Below are 22,872 nucleotides of genomic sequence, written 5' to 3' on the forward strand. Positions count from 1 at the left end.
TTTAATTATCTACAACTATTTTAAAAGGATGTTTTAAGCCTTTAAAGGCTTCTAAATCTGCTCTTAGTGACCCAACAGCAAGATCTGCCTTGATGCGCAAAGGTACTTTATTTTTATCTTTTGATACCCATAGTGTTAAACTTTCTTCCTCCTTAAATACTCTTCCTGCCATAACATATGGCCTAAATTTTAAAGACTTCACTTTACCAAAATCAGTCTTGATAGTTTCTTCTCCTAAGTATTTTAGTTTAAACCCGTAATTCTCACCATCAAAAAACATATCTATCATTACCTCATCTCCAATTTTTAGATTGCTTGTGTCTAAATTATTACGCAAATAATAAAACGTTGAAACCATATCTTGAATATTTGGTTTCGTATTATAAACCGATTTTGTTTTATGCTTTTTATCATTTACGTAAGCTTTATTAGCTTTTTGATCAAAATTTATTTCTAAATTTTTTGTGTGACCTCCTTCATCAATATTTCTAATAAACCTGTATGGTATTATGGTTTGTTTATCAAAATAACTTTCATATCTGTCTTTTACTTTAAAAAACCATTTTATCATACCCGTTGTCCAACCTTTGCCAACAACGTGATAAACATCTTTATTATTTACTTTAGAATCCTTAACGGTTAAAGTTGCATTTCCTGCTTTTAAAAAACCACTATAGCTCATCTTAAATTTAAACCATTCACCAACACCAAAAGAAGACTCTTTACTTGAAATAGGTGTAGTGATGTCTTGCGAAAAAGACAACTGCATTGTACACAATGTAATTATTATAAGTAGTATTCTTTTCATTCTATTTTATGTAATTGTAATATAACTTTAAGCTTATTACTTTATTGTTATACTCTAGAAATTACAATTACTGTTCCAAAAGTATTAAAACAAAAAAACTCCATCAAAATTATTTGACAGAGTTTTCATAAAAAAATAATAAATAGTTGTTAAAGTGTACCTCGATTTGCTTGTTCTCTCTCAATAGATTCGAATAGGGCTTTAAAATTTCCCGCTCCAAATCCTCGAGCACCCATGCGTTGTATGATTTCGAAGAATAACGTTGGACGATCCTCGACTGGTTTTGTGAAAATTTGAAGCAAGTAGCCCTCCTCATCGGCATCAATCATAATTCCTAAACTTTTAAGTGTTTCTATATCTTCTCTTAATTCATGACTATGCTCTTCTAATCTGCCTGGAACCGCTTTATAATACTCTTCTGGCGGAATAGATAAAAACTCTACCCCACGTTCCCTTAAACTAGTTACAGCTTTTATAATATTGTCTGTAGCTACAGCTATATGCTGTACACCAGCGCCTTCATAAAAATCGAGATATTCTTCTATTTGCGAACGTTTTTTGCCTTTTGCAGGTTCGTTAATTGGAAATTTTATACGACCATTACCATTACTCATCACCTTACTCATAAGTGCTGAATATTCTGTATGGATTTGTTTATCATCAAACGACAAGAAATTTTCAAAGCCCATAACATCCTCATACCATTTAACCCATGTATTCATTTGTCCCCAACCTACATTACCAACCATATGGTCTATAAATTTTAATCCTATAGGCGTTGGATTATAATCACTTTTCCATTCCCTAAAACCTGGTAAAAAAGAACCATTATAATTTTTTCGTTCAACAAACATATGCACTGTTTCGCCATAGGTGTAAATTCCGGCTCGAACCACTTCCCCATTTTCATCTTTTTCTACAAAAGGTTCCATATACCATTTTGCGCCTCTACTTGTAGTTTCTTGATATGCTTTTCTAGCATCTTCAACCCAAAGTGCTATAACTTTAACACCATCGCCATGCTTAACTATATGATTATTTATTGATGATGAACTATTTAATGGCGTTGTTAAAACTAACTTGATTTTGTCTTGTTTTAACACGTAACTTACTGAGTCTTTTGAACCTGTTTCTAAACCTTTATATGCATACGATTGAAAACCAAATGCTGTTTTGTAAAAATGTGCCGATTGCTTAGCGTTGCCTACATAGAACTCGACATAATCTGTTCCTAAAAGTGGTAGGAAATCTTGCGCGCCTTCAAATATTTTTTCTAAACCGTAGTTTACTGTTTTTATTTCTTTACTCATTGTTTTAAAGTTTATTCGTTTATGAGTTTAATTGTTTATTCGTAAAGTTAAATTTTAACTCTTATTTAATAGCCCTGATTGAAGTGGCATCCTTTTTTGATTTTTCTTCAAAAAAGATACAACAGAAAGCAGGAAATAGCTTCTAATAAAAAATTTATTCTAACCAAGATTTATAATAATCGTCATCGGCTATTTTCATAGCTTCTTCGGTAACCATTAATGGTTTAAAAGTATCTACCATAACCGCAAGTTCGTCGGTTTTCACTTTACCTATACTACGCTCTGCAGCTCCTGGATGTGGCCCATGTGGAATACCCGCTGGGTGCAACGAAATATGGCCTGCATCGATATCGTTTCTACTCATAAAATCGCCATCTACATAATATAAAACCTCATCACTATCTATATTACTATGATTGTATGGAGCAGGAATGGACTCTGGATGATAATCGTACAACCTAGGTACAAAACTACAGACTACAAAAGCATCGGTCTCGAATGTTTGATGTACTGGCGGTGGTTGATGAATACGTCCTGTTATAGGTTCGAAATCGTGAATTGAAAAAGCATATGGGTAGTTATACCCATCATAACCAATAACATCAAAAGGATGTGAGGCATAAACCATTTCAATAATATCATCTTGTTTTTTGACTTTAATTAAAAAATCGCCAGACTCGTTATAGGTCTCTAGTTCTTGAGGCCTGCGAATATCGCGTTCGCAAAATGGCGCATGTTCTAATAATTGTCCAAACCAGTTTCTATAACGTTTAGGCGTGTAAATTGGTCGACGGGATTCTACAATAAACAATCTATTATCTTCTGTATTAAAGTCAATTTTATATATAATTCCACGAGGAACCAACAAATAATCTCCATATTTAAAATCGAGATTGCCTAGCATGGTTCTTAATTTACCAGTGCCTTTATGGATGAAAATTAATTCATCTGCATCTGTGTTTTTATAAAAATAATCGCTTGTGGATTGTTTGGGAGCTGCCAAAATAATGGCACAATCGCTATTAATTAAAACTGTTTTTCTGCTTTCTAAAAAATCTTCCTCTGGACTTACTTGAAAACCTCTTAAACGATAGGACTTAATATTATTTGCTTTAGCAATCTTAGGCGCAACACTGTATTGGTTTTTTATTTTTTTAACCTGTGTTGGTCGTTGCTCATGATAACTGTTTGTTGACATGCCATCAAACCCAATAGTTCCAAATAATTGTTCGTAATACAAACTGCCATCTGGCTTTCTAAATTGAATATGACGTTTATAGGGGATTTTCCCTAACTTATGATAAAAAGGCATATTTTAAATATTAAATATTAAAAACTATAATATAACCTTCTGCTATTTGAAGGTGGTATTTAACTGAAAATGGACGTATCTAAAGATACAAAAAAATGCCTGCTTACTCAGGGTTTCTCTTGATAAGGTAGTGAAGAAATGATAATAAGTCTTTCCAATAAAGTTTCATCTGAATACAAATATCGGAAAAATAACGACATTATAAAAAGAATAGCTTCACACCCATTAATGAGATTCATTAATTTGGTTTCTTAATATCATTATTTTATATATTTTAAAAGGTTTATGCCTTTGCGGAAATGACAAACAAGCAATTTTCTAGAACCAGAAACCTATATTAAAAAACCAAGTGCTTTGTTTCTGTTCTGGGGAATAACTAAATTTTCCTTGAATAGGACCAATAAATGTATCAATGCCATACCCTAAAGAATAGCCTCTATAATCTGGAAGTGTAAACCATTCTCCCGTTTCAAAAATATCGTCATCTATATTAGCCCAATTTCCTTCTACAGTAACATGATGCTTTTTAAACACCTCATAATCTGCAACAAAAGATGCTTTGACAAAGCTATTTCCTGTAAGTGACACAAAATCGTAACCCAAAAAAGGAATAAAATTATTTATTAAATTGTTACCATAACCTCCCAAAGCAAAATCTAGTGCTTGTGTTGATTTATCTCCCAATTTAAACCCACCTCCTATTTGTAAATTAAAAGCAAGTTTATTAGAGACACTAAAAGCATATCCCAAATCTGCTTTTGATATGGAAAAATTATCAAAAGTCTCATTAAAATGCGATGCAAATAAGTACATATGTATATCGCCATCAAAATAAAACCCTTTTTTTGGAAAATATTTATTGTCGTAAGTGTCCAACTTAAGCCCTCCGAATGCACTAAAATAGTCGGTATTTTCAAATTGAAATTCATCTCCTATATTGTTACCCGTTATTGTTTCGGAGTCTATTTTTAAACGCTTATGTTCTGCTCCAATGCTTAATGCAAAATCTCTTAAAAATATAGTTTGCAAATAAAATTGATTGGTTTGATCACGAAGCTTTACATCAATTTTATTTAATTCTGGAGTTATTATTTGAGATTCGTCCAATAGTAATTGTGCACTAATATTTTTTTCAAATTGATTATATCTAGATCTTATTCCAACACTCCAATAAAAACCTTTATCGATCAAATATTCGAAATTATAGCGCACATTATCGCCGAGAATAATATCTAATGAAGCTAAGTCGTTTTTAAAAAGTAAGCGTTTTTTTGTTAAGTTTAAAAGTGCAGCACTCTTATATAAATCGTCATAATGAATTCCTAATTTGAAAAAAGTGTTGACTTGAGACTCCTTTATATTTGAAACTAAATCATAACCTTCTTTATCTTCAGAATTCTTTAATTGATATTCGAACGAATCAAAATTATTAGTTGCGACTACATTATTTATGCCTTTTCTAAAATCCTCATAACTAATTTTTTTCTCATTTTTAAATTTGAGTTTTCCTAATATATAAGACCTAGTATAGTTCTTATTACCTTTTATTGTTATGCTATTAATTTTAACACTATCTGTTACAGGTGGTTCTAACTTTAAGTTATCTACCTTTTTTCTTAACGCTAACTCTCTTAAAATATTTAATTTAGACATGGCAGCATATCTGCCCGCCTCTATAATTTTAGCACCATCATTAAACGACACAACATTAAAATCTTTTATATTAGGCTTAATATACACATCTGTTTTCGGGACTTTGAGCTTCATATCTTTAATCGTCCTGAAATTATTAATTTGAATGAGTACATCTGGAGCCGAGGTTAACTCGTCTCGATTAAGCAAGTCGTCTTGCACATCAACTCCAATTATAATATCAACGCCTTTTGCCCGTAACTCATCTATGGGATAATTATTCACAACACCACCATCAATTAAAACGGTATCATTAATTTCTACTGGTTGAAACAATGATGGTAAAGCCCCACTAGCCATAATTGCTTGTGTTAAATTGCCTTTGTCTAAAATTACCTGTTTACCTGTTTCGGCATTTGTAGCAATACAAAAAAACGGAATTGGGAGCTTACTAAAATCCTTTATCTCATTTACATGCAAAGTCAATTTTAACAATAAACTGTAAGTATTATAGCCTTTTGAAAGTGCAGATGGCAGCTTAATTTTAAAATTATCGAAAGGCAACTTTAGCGCGTACTTTTCATTATTATCTCTTTCTAAAAATGATTTGGATGCTCTAGGTAAGTCGTCGTTTATAATATCATCAAAATTAATTTCTTGAAACAAAGAATCTAATTGATTTCCTGTATACCCAGATGCATATAAGGCACCAACAATAGCCCCCATACTTGTTCCTGCAATATAATTGACCTTAACGCCTAAGCTATCCATCACTTTTAAAACCCCTATATGCGCTAGTCCTTTTGCGCCGCCACCACTAAGTACTAGGCCAACTTTGGGTATCTTTTCTTGTGTTTCATTTTGCGCTTGTGCGGAAAATAAAGCAAGTAAGCATAGGGTTAATATGATAATTTTGTGATTCAAAGAATACTATTTGTGATTTTATTTTTCATGATAATAATTATAAACCTTTTCGGCTCTTGACAAACCAACAACTGCTTCCAGTTCATCTAACTTCGCATTCGCAACTCGTTTTGCCGATTTAAAATGTTTTAACAGCTCCACTACTGTTTTTTCACCTACACCATTTATGGTTTCTAGCTCCGTATTTAAGGCACTTTTACTACGCTTATTCCTATGATGCTCAATACCAAACCGATGTGCTTCATTACGTAATTGTTGTATTATTTTAAGTGTTTCGCTTTTTTTATCTAAATATAATGGAATTGGATCGTTTGGGTAATATAATTCTTCTAAACGTTTAGCAATTCCAACAATAGCAATTTTTCTTCTTAAATTAAGCGCATCCAAACTTTTTAGTGCAGAAGATAATTGCCCCTTCCCTCCATCTATGACGATTAATTGTGGTAAAGGTTGCGCTTCTTCTTGCAATCTTTTATATCTGCGGTAAACAACTTCTTCCATAGAAGCAAAATCATCTGGACCTTCCACCGTTTTTATATTAAAATGGCGGTAGTCTTTTTTACTAGGTTTTCCATTTTTAAAAACTACACAAGCGGCTACAGGATGCGTTCCTTGGATGTTTGAATTATCGAAACATTCTATATGCCTCGGCTCCTCAGTAAGGCGTAAATCGGATTTCATCTGTGCCATAATTCTATTGGCATGTCTATCGGGATCTACGATTTTCATTTGTTTGAAACGCTCCATTCTATAGTACTTTGCGTTTCTAAGCGATAAATCTAAAATATGCTTTTTATCTCCCAATTTAGGAATAGTTACTTTAATACCTTCTCCCAAATCAACCTTAAAAGGCACATAAATTTCTTTTGAATTAGAATGGAATCGTTGCCTAATTTCAGTTATTGCTAATTCTAACAATTGTTGGTCGGTTTCATCCAATTTCTTTTTTATCTCTAAAGTATGCGAACGAATAATGGATCCATAAGAAAGTTGTAAAAAGTTAATATAGCCATAGCTTTCGTCGCTCATTATAGAAAACACATCTACATTGCTTATTTTAGGATTTACAATGGTCGATTTTGCTTGATAATTTTCAAGGATTTCTACTTTTTCCTTGATTTTTTGTGCTTCTTCAAACTGCATGTTCTCAGCATATCGCTTCATTTGCATTTTAAACTGAGACAACGAATCTTTAAAATTCCCTTTTAAAATTTCTTTTATAGCTTTTACGCTTTCGCTATATTCAGTTTCAGTTTCTAATCCTTCACAAGATCCCTTACAATTTCCTAAATGATATTCTAAACATACTTTATACTTACCTGCTTTTATCTTTTCTTCAGCCAAATCATAATTACAGGTTCGTAAACTGTATAATCCTCTTATTAAATCTAATAAAGTATGAACTGTTCTCCCACTTGTATAAGGCCCAAAATACTCACCACCATTTTTAAAAACACGTCTTGTAGAAAATACTCTAGGAAACCGTTCATTCTTTATACAAATCCAAGGATACGATTTGTCGTCTTTTAGCAGCACATTATAACGTGGTTTATGTTTTTTTATGAGGTTATTCTCCAGTAATAGTGCGTCGGTTTCTGTTTCAACTACAATGTGTTTTATGCTATCTATTTTTTTTACAAGGACTCTAGTTTTTCCGTTTTCATGGGTTTTAGTAAAATACGAACTAACACGCTTTTTTAAGTTTTTAGCTTTTCCTACATATAAAATAGTGCCTTCAGAATCAAAATATTGGTAAACCCCGGGTTGATTTGGCAAGGTTTTAAGTTGTATGTCTAGGGTAGGCTTACTCATCTTTATCAAAGGTATAGTAAAAGTAACATAGTTAAAAATTCGATATGCTTTTTTAGTATATTGCAGTAAAATTATAGGTGATTAGTGAACATTGTTATTCTTTCTCGGAACGAAAATTTATATTCTACAAGAAGACTTATAGAAGAAGGTGAAAGTCGTGGTCACATTATGGAGGTAATAGATCCCCTAAAATGTGATATCATTATTGAAAAAGAAAAACCTACCATATACTACAAAGATCGTTATCTGGATTATGTAGATGCTATTATACCACGTATAGGAGCCTCTGTTACATTTTTTGGTTGTGCAGTTGTACGACAATTTGAAATGATGAATGTGTTTACATCGGTAACCTCTGATGCTATTATTAGATCGAGAGACAAATTAAGAAGTTTTCAAAGGCTTTCAAAAGCTGGAATTGGAATGCCTAAAACAGTTTTTACTAATTACTCCAGAGATGTTGAAGAAGTGATTTCTCATGTTGGTGGTACACCAGTAATCATCAAACTTCTTGAAGGAACTCAAGGCTTAGGTGTCGTTTTAGCTGAAACCAAAAATGCCGCCGAATCTGTATTAGAAGCATTTAACGGATTACAAGCACGTGCTTTAGTGCAAGAATATATTGCAGAAGCAAAAGGTGCCGATTTACGAGCATTGGTTGTTGATGGGCATGTTGTTGGAGCGATGAAACGTCAAGGGCGTGAAGGTGAGTTTCGTTCAAATTTACACCGTGGTGGTTCTGCAGAAATAGTAAAACTTACTGAAGCGGAAATAAAAGTTGCAATGAAAGCCTCTAGAGCTTTAAAATTACCCGTTTGTGGTGTAGATATGTTGCAATCTGGTAGAGGTCCGCTGTTACTTGAAGTGAATTCAACTCCTGGACTAGAAGGAATAGAATCTGCCACAGGAAAAAACATTGCTAAAAGCATTATTACCTACATTGAAAGAAATAGACGTTAGTCTTCTTTAAAAAATGCCATAAGATACATGAGTGCTGAAAAAAAAATACTGACAATTCTTAACGAAACTATTGCTCGTGGAGAAAGTAAAGAAGTTAATTTTGATGTTGCCAACCTTCATACCTCAACACCTGTTAACGTTCCTGTAATTATTGAACGATCTAAAAAACCTGGCCCCACAGTACTATTTACAGCAGGTATACATGGCGATGAAGTAAATGGTGTTGAAATTGTGAGACAACTTATTGCTAAAGGCATTAATAAACCTAAATGCGGAACTATTATTTGCATGCCTGTTATTAATATTTTCGGATTCATAAACCTGAAACGTGAATTTCCAGATGGTCGCGATTTAAATCGTGTGTTTCCTGGTAGCTCTAAAGGCTCATTGGCTAGTAGGGTCGCTCATAAATTAACAAATGAGATTATTCCTCATGTAGATTATATTATGGACTTTCACACTGGGGGATCGGGCAGGTTTAACGCGCCACAAATAAGAATCATTCATGGAGAACAAAAACTTAAGCAATTAGCAAAAGTATTTGGTGCGCCCTTTGTATTATACTCTAAAAACCTTAATAAATCTTTTAGAAATACTTGTTTTAAAAAAGGCATTCCTTTATTGCTTTTTGAAGGCGGCAAGTCATTTCACATAGACGATTTGGTAACTAATTCTGGGGTTAATGGCGCAAAGCGTGTTTTAAGTTATTTAGGTATGTTAAGTTCAAAATATAAGGCATCTGCACCAAAGAAAAATTGCATATTTATTAGTGACAGTAAATGGAAACGTGCTAAATATTCTGGCATGTTTAAAGCTGCTGCTAAAATTGGTTCTAAAGTAGATAAAAATGATATTATTGGTAATATTACAGACCCCTATGGCAAGTTTAATTATTTTGTTAAAGCAGATAATTCAGGATATATAATTAATGTGAATGAATCGCCTATTGTGTATCAAGGTGATGCTTTGTTTCATATTTCTACGGAACTTAAAAGATAGTATGTTACGAGACCTGTCTGGTTTTAAAACCAGACAGGTATAAAAAAAGAGAGCCAAATGACTAAAGCTGAGTTACGAAAAACATACAAAGCACTTCGAAAAAACTTATTTGAAAATCAGATTGACGATTTGAGTTTAGCCATTTCAAATCAGCTTTTAAAACTTCCTATTTGGGAACATACTTTTTACCATATTTTCTTAGCAATAGAAGAACAAAAAGAAGTAAATACCGATTATATTTTGAATATTTTATCGGGTAAAGACAAAAATATTCTCATTTCTAAAAGCGATTTTAAAACAGGTGCTATGACGCATTTTCTTTTGACTGACAACACAGTCATCAAAAAAAATAATTATAACATCCCAGAGCCTGTTGATGGTATAGAAATTTCGAACAATAAAATTGATGTTGTTTTTGTTCCGCTTTTAGCGTATGATAAAGCTGGGAATCGTGTTGGTTATGGCAAAGGATTTTACGATAAATTTTTAGCTCATTGTAAACCAGAAACTACAAAAATAGGCTTATCTTTTTTTGAAGCAGAGGATGAAACCATAGATATATATGAAAGTGATGTTAGGTTAGATTATTGTGTGACGCCAAAGCACTTTTACAAGTTTTAATTTTCACAATTCTCACAATAAGTTTCTCTTAAATATTCATCTTCTAATAATTGAAAGGTGACACCTCCATCTTCAACAGCATTAAACAATTTACAGAAACGCGTTTTATTCATATTAATTGCGTTTAGCATAATGGTTCTGTAGTCTTCATTCTTAGTAAGTTCTTTATTAATTAATGTTAGGTTTAAATAATAAAAAAGTAAATTCTCGTTTATATCTATGCTTTTGGCTTTGTTCTCGAGCAAATTAACTGCCATATTGTTGTTGGCATAATAACTAAAAAACTGCGCTAAACTTAAATAATCATAATCAGACAATTGGAAGTTTTTGTAATTACCATTAATATAATTTACCGAGATATCTTTATTTTTATAATCACCCTTTCGCATATAGTTTTCAGACTTTATAATATGGTAATTCACCATCATTCTCGAAATTAATGAGGTTGGAATTTTATAATTCTTTAATGCGTTAATTTGTCCTTTCAATTTAATTTCGTTTACCTCTAAAGCCTTATAACGCCATAGTTTTAACTTAATAGCAGCAATATTATACTTTACTTCTCCATTTTTGGGAGATAGCTTATCTAATTTTAGCAATTCATTATAAACAATCATAGATTGCCTAACATCTAACATGGCTCGATATGCGGAATTTTTGTTGAAAATTTTAACAAACTTTGCTTGATTTGGTATTTCCATTTTCTTTAAGAAGTCTGGAGACACCTCTTTGTTCTTCAATTTTTCGAAAATAGAATTCTGAATTTCTAAAGCTTCTGTTATATTTTCGACACCAATAGCTGTATTGAATTTACCTAACAACTGTTCTGGAGTCATATCTTTATATTTATCCTTCTTTTGCAATTCTAGCTCTAGAATAGCTTTCCTATGATTTTTTAAAATAGGCTCTAAATCTGTGGAAAGCTGTCCAACTAATTTTCCTTTTACTTGTTCTTTACTTAATTGAGATAAAGATTCATGCTTTGTTCCTTGTATATCGTTTAAAAATTCAACCCAATTTTCCGAAGAAGAAATGTCTGTTTTTATAGTTGGCTTCTGAAATGTTTGTAATGCTGCTGCTATACTGCTTGCACGTTGTTCTTGTAATTCAACATTACGTTCTAAACTTCCTTCAATAGATGCATAAGCCTTAATATTTATAGTTTTTATATTAAAGTCTGTAAGTCTCAAAGAGTCATAAATGGGACGAATATCTTCTTGAGAGTATTCAGATTTGTTTTTTTCAAAAGGAATTTGAAATTTCAAAGTCTTGTATCGAAGTATATACCCTTCCTTTCCAACTGGTTTAATTTGTTTGATATTATAGGTTAAAGAATCTAAATACATGCCCATATCTAACAACTCCCACGGATACGATTCTAAATCATAAATCACGTAATAACTGCATAAATTTTTATTACTTAAAAATAAAATATTGTACTCTAACTCCTTATTTAAATAAGTATCTGATAATCGTCCAACATGAACTCGAAATCTATTTTCAGAGCTTGGTTTCAATCCACTTCTTAGTTTTTTAGAGTAAACTGGTTTAAGCAAAACCCCTTTTATTTGTTCATTTACTATTGACTCATTACTGCAATCATATCTATTTTTTTCAATAACGTCCACAGCAATACCATCGCCTGAGTTTTTAAACAAAAGATTGAACCATTGTTTATTATTTACCTGAAAATATAGATTGTTATTCTCCCTAACAATTGAAAATTTTACCTCTTTGGGCTTTTTATTAAATATTTGAATACACTGCTTACAAACTTGATCTCTGTTGATATCTGGAAAAATAATATCATAGGTGTTTTGAGAATACGATTGTATTAAACTGAAAAAACTAAAAAGAATAAGCAGGTACTTTATTTTCATAATTGAATATTATATTTCGATTTAAAGATAAAAACTACATCTAAAATAATACTATGCTTACGTGAATTTTTTACACATATTCTACTTTTTAAAAGACTTTTAATTTTACTAGGATTTTAGTTTTCGGAAGAATTGCAAATTACAATATATCTTTTGGTATAATCTTTCGTGTCCAAGTTTTTAATCTTTTAAACTTATTCACCTCGGAATCTGGGTTGAAATCTAAAGTGGTTTCCCAAGAATTTTCAGGTTTAAACTCATCTTCCATTCCTTCCAAAACACCTTTGGCTATTTTTTCAGAATTGACAATAACAATACACTCTGTATTTAAATTGGCGCTTCTAGGGTCTAAATTAAAAGTACCTATTACTGTAGTCTTATTGTCAACCACCATTGATTTGGCGTGAAGACCAAATATTGGTTGATGATTCAATTTTTCTTGTAACTCTCCAGTCATTATCTTTTTTCGTTCAGCAGCATCTGGTCTAAATTCAAAAATTCGAACACCTGTATTTAGCAATTTTTCTCGATCTGATTGATAGCCACTAAATGCCTCTATATTATCTGTTGATGCTAAACTATTTGTAAGTATTCGAATAGTCACACCGCGTTCTACAGCTTCCTTAAACAAATTTCTACTTAACTCGGTTGTAATTAAATATGGTGTTTGAATCTCAATAGATTTTTCTGCTGCTTTAACTAATTCAATTAAAGCATTTGTAGAAATACCTCCGCCACCTAAGCCTTCATTTCCATCATTTTTACCTGGCGCATCCGAAATAAAAGAAACATCGTTTAACCATACCAAATCACTTGAATTTTTAATAATGCTGAATGTTGCTGGTAAATTCTCTATTCTTTCTCTTACTTGTGGCCAAAAATTATTTGGGTTACAGGCATATTCATGTAAGTTATCAAATGTGTTTTCTGGATATTCTTTACTAGTGTCCTCTTCAATAATATTGGAAATCTTTTTACTCAAGGTATCATTCCAGAATTCGTTAAAAGACTTGTTTACACTTTCTGATTCTTTTCCTAGCAACAAAATATCTCTATCTCGAAAATTATACTCATGATCGTAATCGAAATATTCATCAGCAATATTGCGTCCACCGGTTATTACCACTTTACCGTCTACAATAAATGTTTTATTATGCATACGCTGGTTGGCACCTCTAAAATCTGTAGTAAATTTTTGAATTTTGCTAAAAATATTCTTACCTAAATTAACACCTGGATTATAAATTTTTACAGTTATATTTTCATGTGAATTAAAAGTTAGTAAATCTTCTATATCTGCATCAACCATAATATCGTCTACAAGAATCCTTACTTTAACACCACGATCTGCAGCTCGCACTAAATAATCGCAGGCTATTAGTCCAACATTATCTGTTGAAAAAATGAAATACTGGATATCTATTGTGTTTTCTGCGTATTCACATAACCATGCTCTCGCGACCATAGAGCCACTTCCATCTTCCAGAACATAAACCCCTGTTTTAGTTCGCATTAAGTCAGACACATCTTCTAATTCTTTAGACAAAGACACCTTATCATTCCTATGAATCTGAGAACAAAAATCGGTAATAACCTCTTGGTTTTTTGATTCGTTACACGATAAGAATAATACTAAAAGAATAATCCAAATATTATTAATTTTTAAGTTTGAATTCATTTTTTAATAATAATTGGCAATGCACTAATTATAACTGTTAAAAACACCACAAGATAGTAAAATGAAAATACTTGTTAATCCCTACTTTTTTTAGAGACTTGTGGTTTATAGAAACTAAAGTTAATCTGCTGAAGTTTTTTTAGGAAACGCCTTTTTATTAAAAACAATAAGCATTATAAAACCTGTGCTTATCGCCATATCGGCTATATTAAAAACGGGTTCAAAAAATGTAAAAAATTCGCCACCATAAAAAGGTATCCAATCGGGTAAATATCCTTTGTATAATGGAAAATAAAGCATATCTACTACTTTACCATGCAAAAGTGTATCATATCCTCCTGTTTCAGGTAAAAAGGAAGCTATTTGTCCTTCGCTACCGCTAAACCAAACTCCATAAAAAACAGAATCAATTATATTACCTAAAGCACCTGCAAAAATTAATGTGATTGCTAAAATCAAGACTTTTGGGCTAAACTTTCTGGTTGCAGAGTACAACCAATACCCTATTCCGAAAATAGCCACGACCCTAAAAAGGGTTAAAAACACCTTAGCAGAACGGTCTGAAATAAAAGATACAAAATCACTAATTTTTGTACCCCAAGCCATCCCGTCGTTTTCTATAAAATATATTTTAAACCAAGTAAATACTTCAACACTATCATGAAGCATAAAATGTGTTTTAATGTAAATTTTACTAATCTGGTCGATAAGTAAAATGATTATGATAAGAATTATAGATTTTTTGAGTGACATTTTTTTAATTTAAGACCTTTTGACTGCGCTCAAGGTGAAAAAAGTATTTAAATAAAAAACGCCTCAAAAACAAATGAGACGTTTTAAATATATCATTTAAATAGGATTACTGCATATTTTTAGCTTCAATGCTTAATGTTGCATGAGGCACTAACTTTAAACGCTCCTTATTAATTAGTTTTTTTGTAACACGACAAATACCATAGGTTTTGTTTTCAATTCTAATTAGTGCATTTTTTAAGTCGCGAATAAACTTTTCTTGACGAATAGCGAGTTGCGAATTAGATTCTTTACTCATTACTGCACTTCCTTCATCAAAAGCCTTAAACGTTGGTGATGTATCTTCGGTACCATTATTATGATCGTTCATGTACGCACTTTTAATAAGCTCTAAATCGTGTTGTGCTTTTTCTATTTTTTCTTGAATTAGCGTTTTGAATTCAGCTAAATCTGCATCGGAATATCTTACATTTTCATCCATAATTTTAATGTTTTTGAATAAACAGTTTGGTATTTACATCATCAAAAGCAACATCTATACCTTCGTTTATTTTGTCTTTAATTTCTAATTCTTCGGTTAACGTTTCCGTTTTAATATACTCGATATTGGTACGAACGGCATTAATTATTTGTTCATCTTTTTGAAGTATGACGTCAATTCTGTCAGTAACTTCGAAACCAGAATCTTTACGCAAATTTTGAATACGGTTTACTAATTCTCTAGCAATCCCCTCTTTACGTAATTCTTCGGTTATTATAACATCTAAAGCTACAGTTAAGGCGCCTTCATTCGCAACTAGCCATCCTTCAATATCTTGCGATGTTATTTCTACATCTTGAAGCCCTAAAGTAATATTTTTTCCATTAATTACAACCTCTAAAACACCCTTTTGCTCTATTTTTTTTATATCTGCAGATGTTAACTCTTTTATGGTATTGGCAATTAATTTCATATCCTTACCAAATCGTGGCCCTAATGCTTTAAAATTAGGTTTAATCTGCTTCACCAAAATATCTGAAGCATCTTCTAAAAGTTCTATTTCTTTTATATTTACTTCATGCTTTATTAATCCTGAAACCGCTAAAATTTCTTCCTTTTGCTGTTTACTATCAATCGGAATCATAATTTTTTGAAGCGGTTGACGCACTTTTATCTTTTCCTTAGCTCTTAACGATAATACTAAAGAAGATATTGTTTGTGCACTTTCCATCTTCCTTTCTAAACTCTTATCAACAAAACGTTCATCGTAAACTGGAAAACCTGCTAAATGTACACTTTCAAATGCTTCTTTTTTGGTGACTGAATTTAAGTCTAAATACAGCTTATCCATAAAGAAAGGTGCTATAGGTGCTCCTAACTTAGCAATTGTAACCATACAGGTATAAAGTGTTTGGTATGCCGAAATTTTATCTGCTTGATAATCCCCTTTCCAGAATCGCCTTCTACTTAAACGTACATACCAGTTACTTAAATAATCTTGGGTAAAATCTGAAATAGCTCGCGCTGCTCGCGTAGGCTCGTAATCTGCATAAAATGCGTCTACTTTTTGTATTAAAGTATGTAATTCTGAAAGAATCCATCTATCAATTTCTGGTCTTTCGTTTAACGGAATGTCCTTTTCAGAATACGTAAAATTGTCAAGATTTGTATATAACTGAAAGAATGAGTAGGTGTTATAAAGTGTTCCAAAAAATTTACGTTTAACCTCTTCTATTCCTTCTAAATCAAACTTTAAGTTATCCCAAGGGTTTGCGTTACTAATCATATACCAACGTGTAGCATCGGCACCATAAGTGGCTAATGTTTCAAAAGGATCAACAGCGTTTCCTAAACGTTTGGACATTTTTTGTCCGTTCTTATCTAAAACCAATCCGTTAGACACCACATTTTTGTAGGCAACCGAATCAAAAACCATAGTTCCAATAGCGTGAAGTGTATAAAACCACCCGCGAGTTTGATCCACCCCTTCAGCAATAAAATCTGCTGGGTAGGTTGTCCCTTTATCAATTAAATCTTGGTTTTCAAACGGGTAATGCCATTGTGCGTAAGGCATAGAACCAGAATCGAACCAAACATCAATTAAATCGCTTTCGCGGAACATTTTTTGACCTGTTGGTGATACTAACACAATATCATCAACAATATTTTTATGTAAATCTATTTTAGCATAATTATCTTCGGCGTTATTCCCCACTTCAAAATCGGCAAAAATATCTGCTTTTAATACGCCTGCTGAAACTGCCTTAGCCATTTCAGATTTTAATTCCTCAACTGAACCGATACAAATTTCTTCTTTACCATCTTCAGTTCTCCAAATTGGTAATGGAATACCCCAATAACGCGAGCGTGATAAATTCCAATCGTTTGCATTTGCCAACCAGTTACCAAAACGCCCTGTTCCTGTTGATTTTGGTTTCCAGTTTATGGTTTCGTTAAGCTCAAACATTCTTTCCTTAACATCGGTCACTTTAATAAACCAAGAATCTAATGGATAGTATAAAATAGGTTTATCCGTACGCCAACAGTTTGGATAACTGTGCTTATATTTTTCAACCTTAAAGGCTTTATTTTCTTCTTTTAATTTAATAGCAAGTTCAACATCAATAGAACGCTCTGGTGCTTCGCCATCAGCGTAATATTCGTTCTTTACATACTTACCAGCAAATTCAGCCATTTCTGGTCTAAACTTTCCTTGTAAATCAACCAAAGGCACTAAATTATCATGCTCATCCTTAACCAACATTGGTGGAACTTCTGGTGTTGCTTGTTTTGCAACTAACGCATCATCTGCTCCAAATGTAGGTGCGGTGTGTACTATTCCCGTTCCGTCTTCAGTAGTAACGAAATCTCCAGAAATGACTCTAAACGCATCTTGCGGATTATCGTTTGGCAAAGTATAAGGCAATAATTGCTCGTAACGAATGCCTACCAAATCTTTTCCTTTAAATTCAAGGTTAAAAACTTGATAAGGTATCTTACCTCTAATTTTTCCTAAAAAATTAATCCTTTCTTTTATTAAATCAGGTCTATCACTAGATTTAAGAATAAGTGTTAAATGATCTAGTTCATCATTTATACTCTTTTGAAAACTATCAAAAGTGTGGTTTTCTCTTAATTCACTTTCAAAAGCTGTATCACTTGTTATGTTAATAAACTTTCCATCAAATTGTTTTTCAACCAAAGAATCTGCTAAAATCACATTTATAGGTTCAAATGTGTATTGATTAAAAGTTTTTACTAAAACATAATTAATCTTTGGTCCAACAGTTAAAGCCGTATTGCTTGGTAAGGTCCATGGTGTAGTCGTCCAAGCCAAAAAATAAATGTCACCTATACTTTGCAAAAAATCTGGTAATGTCTCTTTTATTGCTTTAAACTGAGCCACCACAGTAGTATCTGTAACATCTTGATAGGTTCCTGGTTGATTTAACTCATGCGAACTTAAACCTGTACCAGCCTTAGGAGAATACGGTTGAATGGTGTACCCTTTGTACAACAAACTTTTGTTGTAAATCTGTTTTAATAACCACCAAACAGATTCCATATATTTAGGCTCGTAGGTAATGTATGGATCGTCCATATCTACCCAGTACCCCATTTTTTGAGTCAAATCATTCCAAACATCTGTGTAACGCATCACTGCTTTTCTACAAGCAGCGTTATAATCTTCAACCGAAATGGTTTTACCAATATCTTCTTTTGTAATTCCAAGTTCTTTTTCAACACCTAACTCAATAGGTAAACCGTGCGTGTCCCAACCTGCTTTACGCTTAACTTGGAAGCCTTTCATGGTTTTATAACGCGGAAAAATATCTTTAATAGCACGTGCTAAAACGTGGTGTACACCAGGAAGTCCATTTGCAGACGGAGGGCCTTCAAAAAACACGTAAGATTCTGCCCCTTCTCGGGTTGTTACACTTTTTTCAAAGATGTGGTTTTCTTGCCAATATTGCAGAACTTCGTTTGCTACATTTGGTAAGTCAAGTCCTTTATATTCAGGAAATTTAGCGCTCATTTACTATTGATTCTTATAAGTTCGCGAATTTAATGATTTTTAGGAAAAAAAAAGGTGTTACGAGTATAATTTATGATAGCTATTACAAGGAGTTGAGCGATGTGGTAATCTTATACTAAGAATTTAACAGAAACAGATTGATACTCAAACAAAAAGTGTAATTCGCAATGGCTTTAAACAATCAAATCTACCAAATCTTCAATCTTAGAAATTAATTGAATCTGAATAGCAGTATTTTTCAATGAAATTTTATTGTATTTAGACACAAAAATGGTTGAAAAACCAAGTTTTTCTGCTTCAAGGATGCGTTGTTCAACACGTTGTACTGGACGTATTTCTCCAGACAAACCAACCTCAGCAGCAAAACAAAAATCTTTTTGAAGCGATACATCTTCATTGGAGGATAAAATAGAAGCAACAACTGCCAAATCTATTGCAGGGTCATCAACTGTTATACCGCCCGTAATATTTAAAAACACATCTTTGGCTCCTAAACGAAATCCTGCTCGTTTTTCTAAAACAGCCAGTAGCATATTAAGACGTTTCGCATTAAAACCTGTGGCGCTACGTTGTGGTGTACCATAAACTGCTGTACTAACTAATGCTTGAACTTCAATCATTAGTGGACGCATACCTTCCAAGGTTGCAGCAATAGCATTACCCGAAAGCTCTTCGTCCTTTTTAGAAATTAAAATCTCTGAGGGGTTTGAAACTTCTCGCAAACCTGAACCTTGCATTTCATAAATACCCAATTCATTGGTAGAGCCAAAACGGTTTTTATGCGCTCTTAAAATTCTAAATACATGATTTCGGTCGCCCTCAAATTGCAAAACGGTATCTACCATATGCTCTAAAATTTTTGGACCTGCAATATTTCCATCTTTTGTGATATGACCAATTAACAATACAGGGGTTGCTGTTTCTTTAGCAAACTTTATAAGCTCTGTAGTACACTCTTTTATTTGCGAAATACTACCTGAAGACGATTCTATATAATCGCTATGTAAGGTTTGTATAGAGTCAATAATTACTACGTCAGGTTGGAGCGAAGCGATTTGCTTAAAGATATTTTGTGTTTTAGTTTCCGTTAAAATATAGCAATTACTATTTTCTGGATTGATGCGTTCGGCACGCATTTTTATTTGTTTCTGACTTTCTTCACCTGAAACATATAAAGTCTTGTATGGTAATTTTAATGAAATTTGAAGCAACAAGGTACTCTTACCAATTCCTGGTTCTCCTCCTAACAAGGTTAATGAACCTGGAACAATACCCCCACCCAAAACACGATTGAATTCTGAATCAAAAGTATTTAACCGTGGTTCTTTTGAGGTATCAATTTCATTAATTCGTAAAGGAACTGAAGCGCGTTTTACACTTGAAGTTGGCGTTTTCCAATCGCTCTTTTCTGGCTTTTGAATAAGTTCTTCAACAATGGTATTCCATTCTTTACAGGCATTACATTGTCCTTGCCATTTAGCATATTGAGTTCCGCAGTTCTGACAAAAAAAAGTAGTTTTTACTTTAACCATAGCTTAAGATATTGGGTTATTGAAGGTTTTTAGTAAATACCTTAAAAACTATTTTACAATTCATCTTTTAGTAGCCAAAATCTTCCTTAATTAAATTGGCTTTTTCTAGCATTAAATCTTTTGTTAAACCCGCAATTTCATCAAGAATGTAAGCCGATTGATAGGTTCTCATAGCCTTTTTAGGTTCGCCCGTTTCTTCGTAAAAGCGCGCTAAATAATAGTTTCCTAACAAGGCTTTTGGATATTGCTTTCTGGCTATTTTACCAAGCTCTTCATAGTATTGAAAGTCTTCGTTTTTTTCGATAGCTGCCGCTATAGCTTTAAAATCGTTAATTAATATTTGCTTATCTATAGCAAACAAATCGTAGATAGTTTGATATTTTTCTTGTAAATAAGTCACTGGAGAATCCTCTAACTTAAGGATAGATTCTTTGTATTCTTTTTTAGATATAGGTTGAAATACTAGAAATATACTCTCTATCGCTTTAGGAATCGCATGTGCAGGAATCGAATAATGTGAAGGCCCCTCGAAATTATCATAGTTGTATAAAACATTTTTATTATCGACAGTTTTAATGCTTGTGTTTAAAGCTTCTGTCATTTGTCTTATGGATTTGGAATCATTATTGGTACCAGCCAAATAATAAAAAATCTTTGATTGTACTTTCCCGAGTCTTTCAGGAATGTAATCCAACATGTTTGGAGCTAACTCTGGACTTATTGCTATATAAGCTTGAAATAATGGATCTGATTTTAACAAATAATAATTGATAAAATTAGCCGTTTCCCCATGCCCTACTGCAACTCTAAAATTAACCGTTCTATAGGTGCTCTCTATATATGGAATAAGTTCCATTCCTAAGAACTCGAAAAAAGCCGCGCCTGTTTCAATTGGTAACGAATTTTGTTCAGAATACAAGCAATCGTCGTAACGCTTATCTAATTGATTGACGCCAACCACTATGGCTTCTGGCATATCTTCCCAATAGGAATAATAATCTACATTTCCAGCAACAGCTTCAAACATATAGTCGCCATCTAAAGCAAGAATTATAGGATAGCTTTTATCTTCATTACTATTATAACCACGAGGTACTTGTATTTTAATTTCTCGTGTTTCTCCTAATTTTGAAGATTCTATAGTTTCGTATTTAACCTGGGCGAAAGTAATATTCAACATACAAAACAATGCTAAAAAAAAGAGGGTTGGTTTTTTCATTTTATGACGATTTGAGATTTATTACGGGCAAGTTAAGAAATTAACCTAGAGATAAAAAGCAAAGTTTTGAAACCTTATTAAAGGGTTTTAAACTTTTTTAGGCTGCTTCTTTCTATTATAAATTGGCAAGTATATTAATGATAGCCCTCCTAGAATAATAATCATAAGTGTTTGTGATGCCCACATAATCCAACCAAAAGCGCGACTTGGGTCTTCTGGAATATTGAATAATAAAAATGCTAACACAATGGCTTCTGGATAAGAACCTATACCTCCATTTGTGGCAGCAATGCTAAAACTTGCAGCAATAAAACCTATTAAAATAGCTGCAAAAGGTATGTTTTGCATTTGCTCTAATGAAAATGAGGTGACATAAAACATGAGTACATACATCCCCCAAATAAACAAGGTATGAAAGATGAATGCCCATTTCTTTTTCATTTTAAAAATACTTAAAGCACCCTCAATTAAACCATTTACAAAGTTTTTAATCTTTAAAGCAATTTTAGACTTGCTTTTTTTTATAAATCTTGTAAATAAGAAGATTAAAACTAATAATCCTCCAAATGCCATTGTTATTTTGGTTGGATTAAATTTTTCTACTAAAAAGCCATAAATAAAATCGAATTGCAGAAAAAGTGTAACACTTATAATACCAATCATAACAATCATATCGGCTATTCTTTCTGCAACTATAGTCCCGAAACCTTTTTCAAAAGGGACGTCCTCGTAATTTGTAAGAATGGAAGCTCTAGCCACTTCTCCAGCTCTTGGAATTGTATAGTTTATTAAGTAGGTAGCAAATACAGCCATAACACTATTAGCTAATCTAATTTTATAGCCCAATGGTTCTAACTGAAATTGCCAACGATAAGCTCTAGAAAGGTGACTTAATAGTCCTAAAAACATACCCAGAATAATCCAGGTATAGTCAGCTTTTTTGACATATTCTAGCAATTCAACAATAGAAATCTGAGACAGAGAATACCAGACTAAAAAAACTCCCAAAAGTAATGGGAGTGCTATTTTTAATATTCTCTTAATATTTAGTTTCAAAAATCTATTTTAATAAATTAGTTGCTTCATCTGGAAATACTAACGAAGGCTTAAATACTTTAGCTTTTTCAATATCCATAAAAGCATAAGTAATTAAAATAAGGGTATCTCCAACAGATACTTTACGAGCAGCCGCTCCATTAAGCGTGATTTCTCCACTAGCTCTAGGCCCAGGAATACAATAGGTTTCAAGACGTTCCCCATTGTCATTATTTACAATTTGAACCTTTTCTCCTTGAATTATATTAGCGGCATCCATTAAATCTTCATCGATAGTTATACTACCTATATAATTGAGTTCTGCACCTGTGCATTTAACTCTATGAATCTTAGATTTTACTACTTGAATTTGCATATGGC

At 32.6% G+C, this 22,872-nt stretch carries 17 protein-coding genes; 3 read left to right on the forward strand and 14 right to left on the reverse strand.

Annotated features, from left to right (window positions below):
- Position 1: 1 nt before the first annotated feature.
- The 5 genes from Q0739_RS10650 to uvrC all read right to left on the reverse strand — a co-directional run bounded on the left by Q0739_RS10650 (position 2) and on the right by uvrC (position 7,798).
- Positions 2-769, reverse strand: coding sequence for a DUF3108 domain-containing protein (locus tag Q0739_RS10650; protein WP_298238754.1), 768 nt, complete (start codon positions 767-769; stop codon positions 2-4).
- A gap of 188 nt (positions 770-957) precedes the next feature.
- Positions 958-2,118: a 4-hydroxyphenylpyruvate dioxygenase gene (hppD, locus tag Q0739_RS10655; RefSeq protein ID WP_298238713.1), complete on the reverse strand. Its 1,161-nt coding sequence runs from the start codon at positions 2,116-2,118 to the stop codon at positions 958-960.
- Positions 2,119-2,272: 154 nt separating this feature from the next.
- Positions 2,273-3,430, reverse strand: a complete 1,158-nt coding sequence (locus Q0739_RS10660; RefSeq protein WP_298238714.1) for a homogentisate 1,2-dioxygenase — start codon at positions 3,428-3,430, stop codon at positions 2,273-2,275.
- Between the two features lie 318 nt (positions 3,431-3,748).
- The gene (locus tag Q0739_RS10665) at positions 3,749-5,986 is read right to left on the reverse strand and encodes a patatin-like phospholipase family protein (RefSeq protein WP_298238715.1); all 2,238 of its coding nucleotides are present in this window, start codon (positions 5,984-5,986) and stop codon (positions 3,749-3,751) included.
- Positions 5,987-6,004: 18 nt separating this feature from the next.
- On the reverse strand, positions 6,005-7,798 hold the full coding sequence (gene uvrC / locus Q0739_RS10670; protein ID WP_298238716.1) for an excinuclease ABC subunit UvrC: 1,794 nt from the start codon (positions 7,796-7,798) through the stop codon (positions 6,005-6,007).
- An 84-nt stretch (positions 7,799-7,882) separates the two neighbouring features.
- Here uvrC and rimK point away from each other — a divergent pair, with 84 nt between their 5' ends.
- The 3 genes from rimK to Q0739_RS10685 are packed head-to-tail and all read left to right on the forward strand — an operon-like array spanning position 7,883 to position 10,378.
- The gene (gene rimK / locus Q0739_RS10675; RefSeq protein ID WP_298238717.1) at positions 7,883-8,758 is read left to right on the forward strand and encodes a 30S ribosomal protein S6--L-glutamate ligase; all 876 of its coding nucleotides are present in this window, start codon (positions 7,883-7,885) and stop codon (positions 8,756-8,758) included.
- Between the two features lie 27 nt (positions 8,759-8,785).
- On the forward strand, positions 8,786-9,757 hold the full coding sequence (locus Q0739_RS10680) for a succinylglutamate desuccinylase/aspartoacylase family protein (protein WP_298238718.1): 972 nt from the start codon (positions 8,786-8,788) through the stop codon (positions 9,755-9,757).
- A 57-nt stretch (positions 9,758-9,814) separates the two neighbouring features.
- The gene (locus Q0739_RS10685) at positions 9,815-10,378 is read left to right on the forward strand and encodes a 5-formyltetrahydrofolate cyclo-ligase (protein ID WP_298238719.1); all 564 of its coding nucleotides are present in this window, start codon (positions 9,815-9,817) and stop codon (positions 10,376-10,378) included.
- On the opposite strand, the gene Q0739_RS10690 is transcribed toward Q0739_RS10685, so the two are convergent.
- From Q0739_RS10690 to panD, 9 genes are all read right to left on the reverse strand, one after another.
- Entirely contained in the window at positions 10,375-12,258 is a 1,884-nt protein-coding gene (locus Q0739_RS10690; RefSeq protein ID WP_298238720.1) for a hypothetical protein, read from the reverse strand. The two genes, Q0739_RS10685 and Q0739_RS10690, sit on opposite strands and share 4 nt — an antisense overlap.
- A gap of 139 nt (positions 12,259-12,397) precedes the next feature.
- A complete protein-coding gene (locus Q0739_RS10695; protein ID WP_298238721.1) occupies positions 12,398-13,936 on the reverse strand; it encodes a phosphatidylserine/phosphatidylglycerophosphate/cardiolipin synthase family protein in 1,539 nt (512 codons plus the stop codon).
- A gap of 120 nt (positions 13,937-14,056) precedes the next feature.
- The gene (locus tag Q0739_RS10700; RefSeq protein WP_298238722.1) at positions 14,057-14,689 is read right to left on the reverse strand and encodes a lipoprotein signal peptidase; all 633 of its coding nucleotides are present in this window, start codon (positions 14,687-14,689) and stop codon (positions 14,057-14,059) included.
- A gap of 106 nt (positions 14,690-14,795) precedes the next feature.
- Positions 14,796-15,170: a TraR/DksA C4-type zinc finger protein gene (locus tag Q0739_RS10705; RefSeq protein WP_298238723.1), complete on the reverse strand. Its 375-nt coding sequence runs from the start codon at positions 15,168-15,170 to the stop codon at positions 14,796-14,798.
- Between the two features lie 4 nt (positions 15,171-15,174).
- Positions 15,175-18,705: an isoleucine--tRNA ligase gene (gene ileS / locus Q0739_RS10710; protein ID WP_298238724.1), complete on the reverse strand. Its 3,531-nt coding sequence runs from the start codon at positions 18,703-18,705 to the stop codon at positions 15,175-15,177.
- A 173-nt stretch (positions 18,706-18,878) separates the two neighbouring features.
- Complete coding sequence (gene radA, locus Q0739_RS10715) at positions 18,879-20,237, reverse strand: DNA repair protein RadA (protein ID WP_298238725.1); 1,359 nt, start codon at positions 20,235-20,237, stop codon at positions 18,879-18,881.
- A 67-nt stretch (positions 20,238-20,304) separates the two neighbouring features.
- Complete coding sequence (locus Q0739_RS10720) at positions 20,305-21,456, reverse strand: alpha/beta hydrolase-fold protein (RefSeq protein ID WP_298238726.1); 1,152 nt, start codon at positions 21,454-21,456, stop codon at positions 20,305-20,307.
- An 87-nt stretch (positions 21,457-21,543) separates the two neighbouring features.
- Positions 21,544-22,512 (reverse strand): lysylphosphatidylglycerol synthase transmembrane domain-containing protein, encoded by a 969-nt coding sequence (locus tag Q0739_RS10725; protein ID WP_298238727.1) that lies wholly within the window; start codon positions 22,510-22,512, stop codon positions 21,544-21,546.
- 4 nt (positions 22,513-22,516) lie between these two features.
- Entirely contained in the window at positions 22,517-22,867 is a 351-nt protein-coding gene (panD, locus tag Q0739_RS10730) for an aspartate 1-decarboxylase (protein ID WP_298238728.1), read from the reverse strand.
- Between the last annotated feature and the right edge of the window lie 5 nt (positions 22,868-22,872).

The sequence above is a fragment of the uncultured Algibacter sp. genome, assembly GCF_947487605.1.
GTDB lineage: Bacteria > Bacteroidota > Bacteroidia > Flavobacteriales > Flavobacteriaceae > Algibacter_D.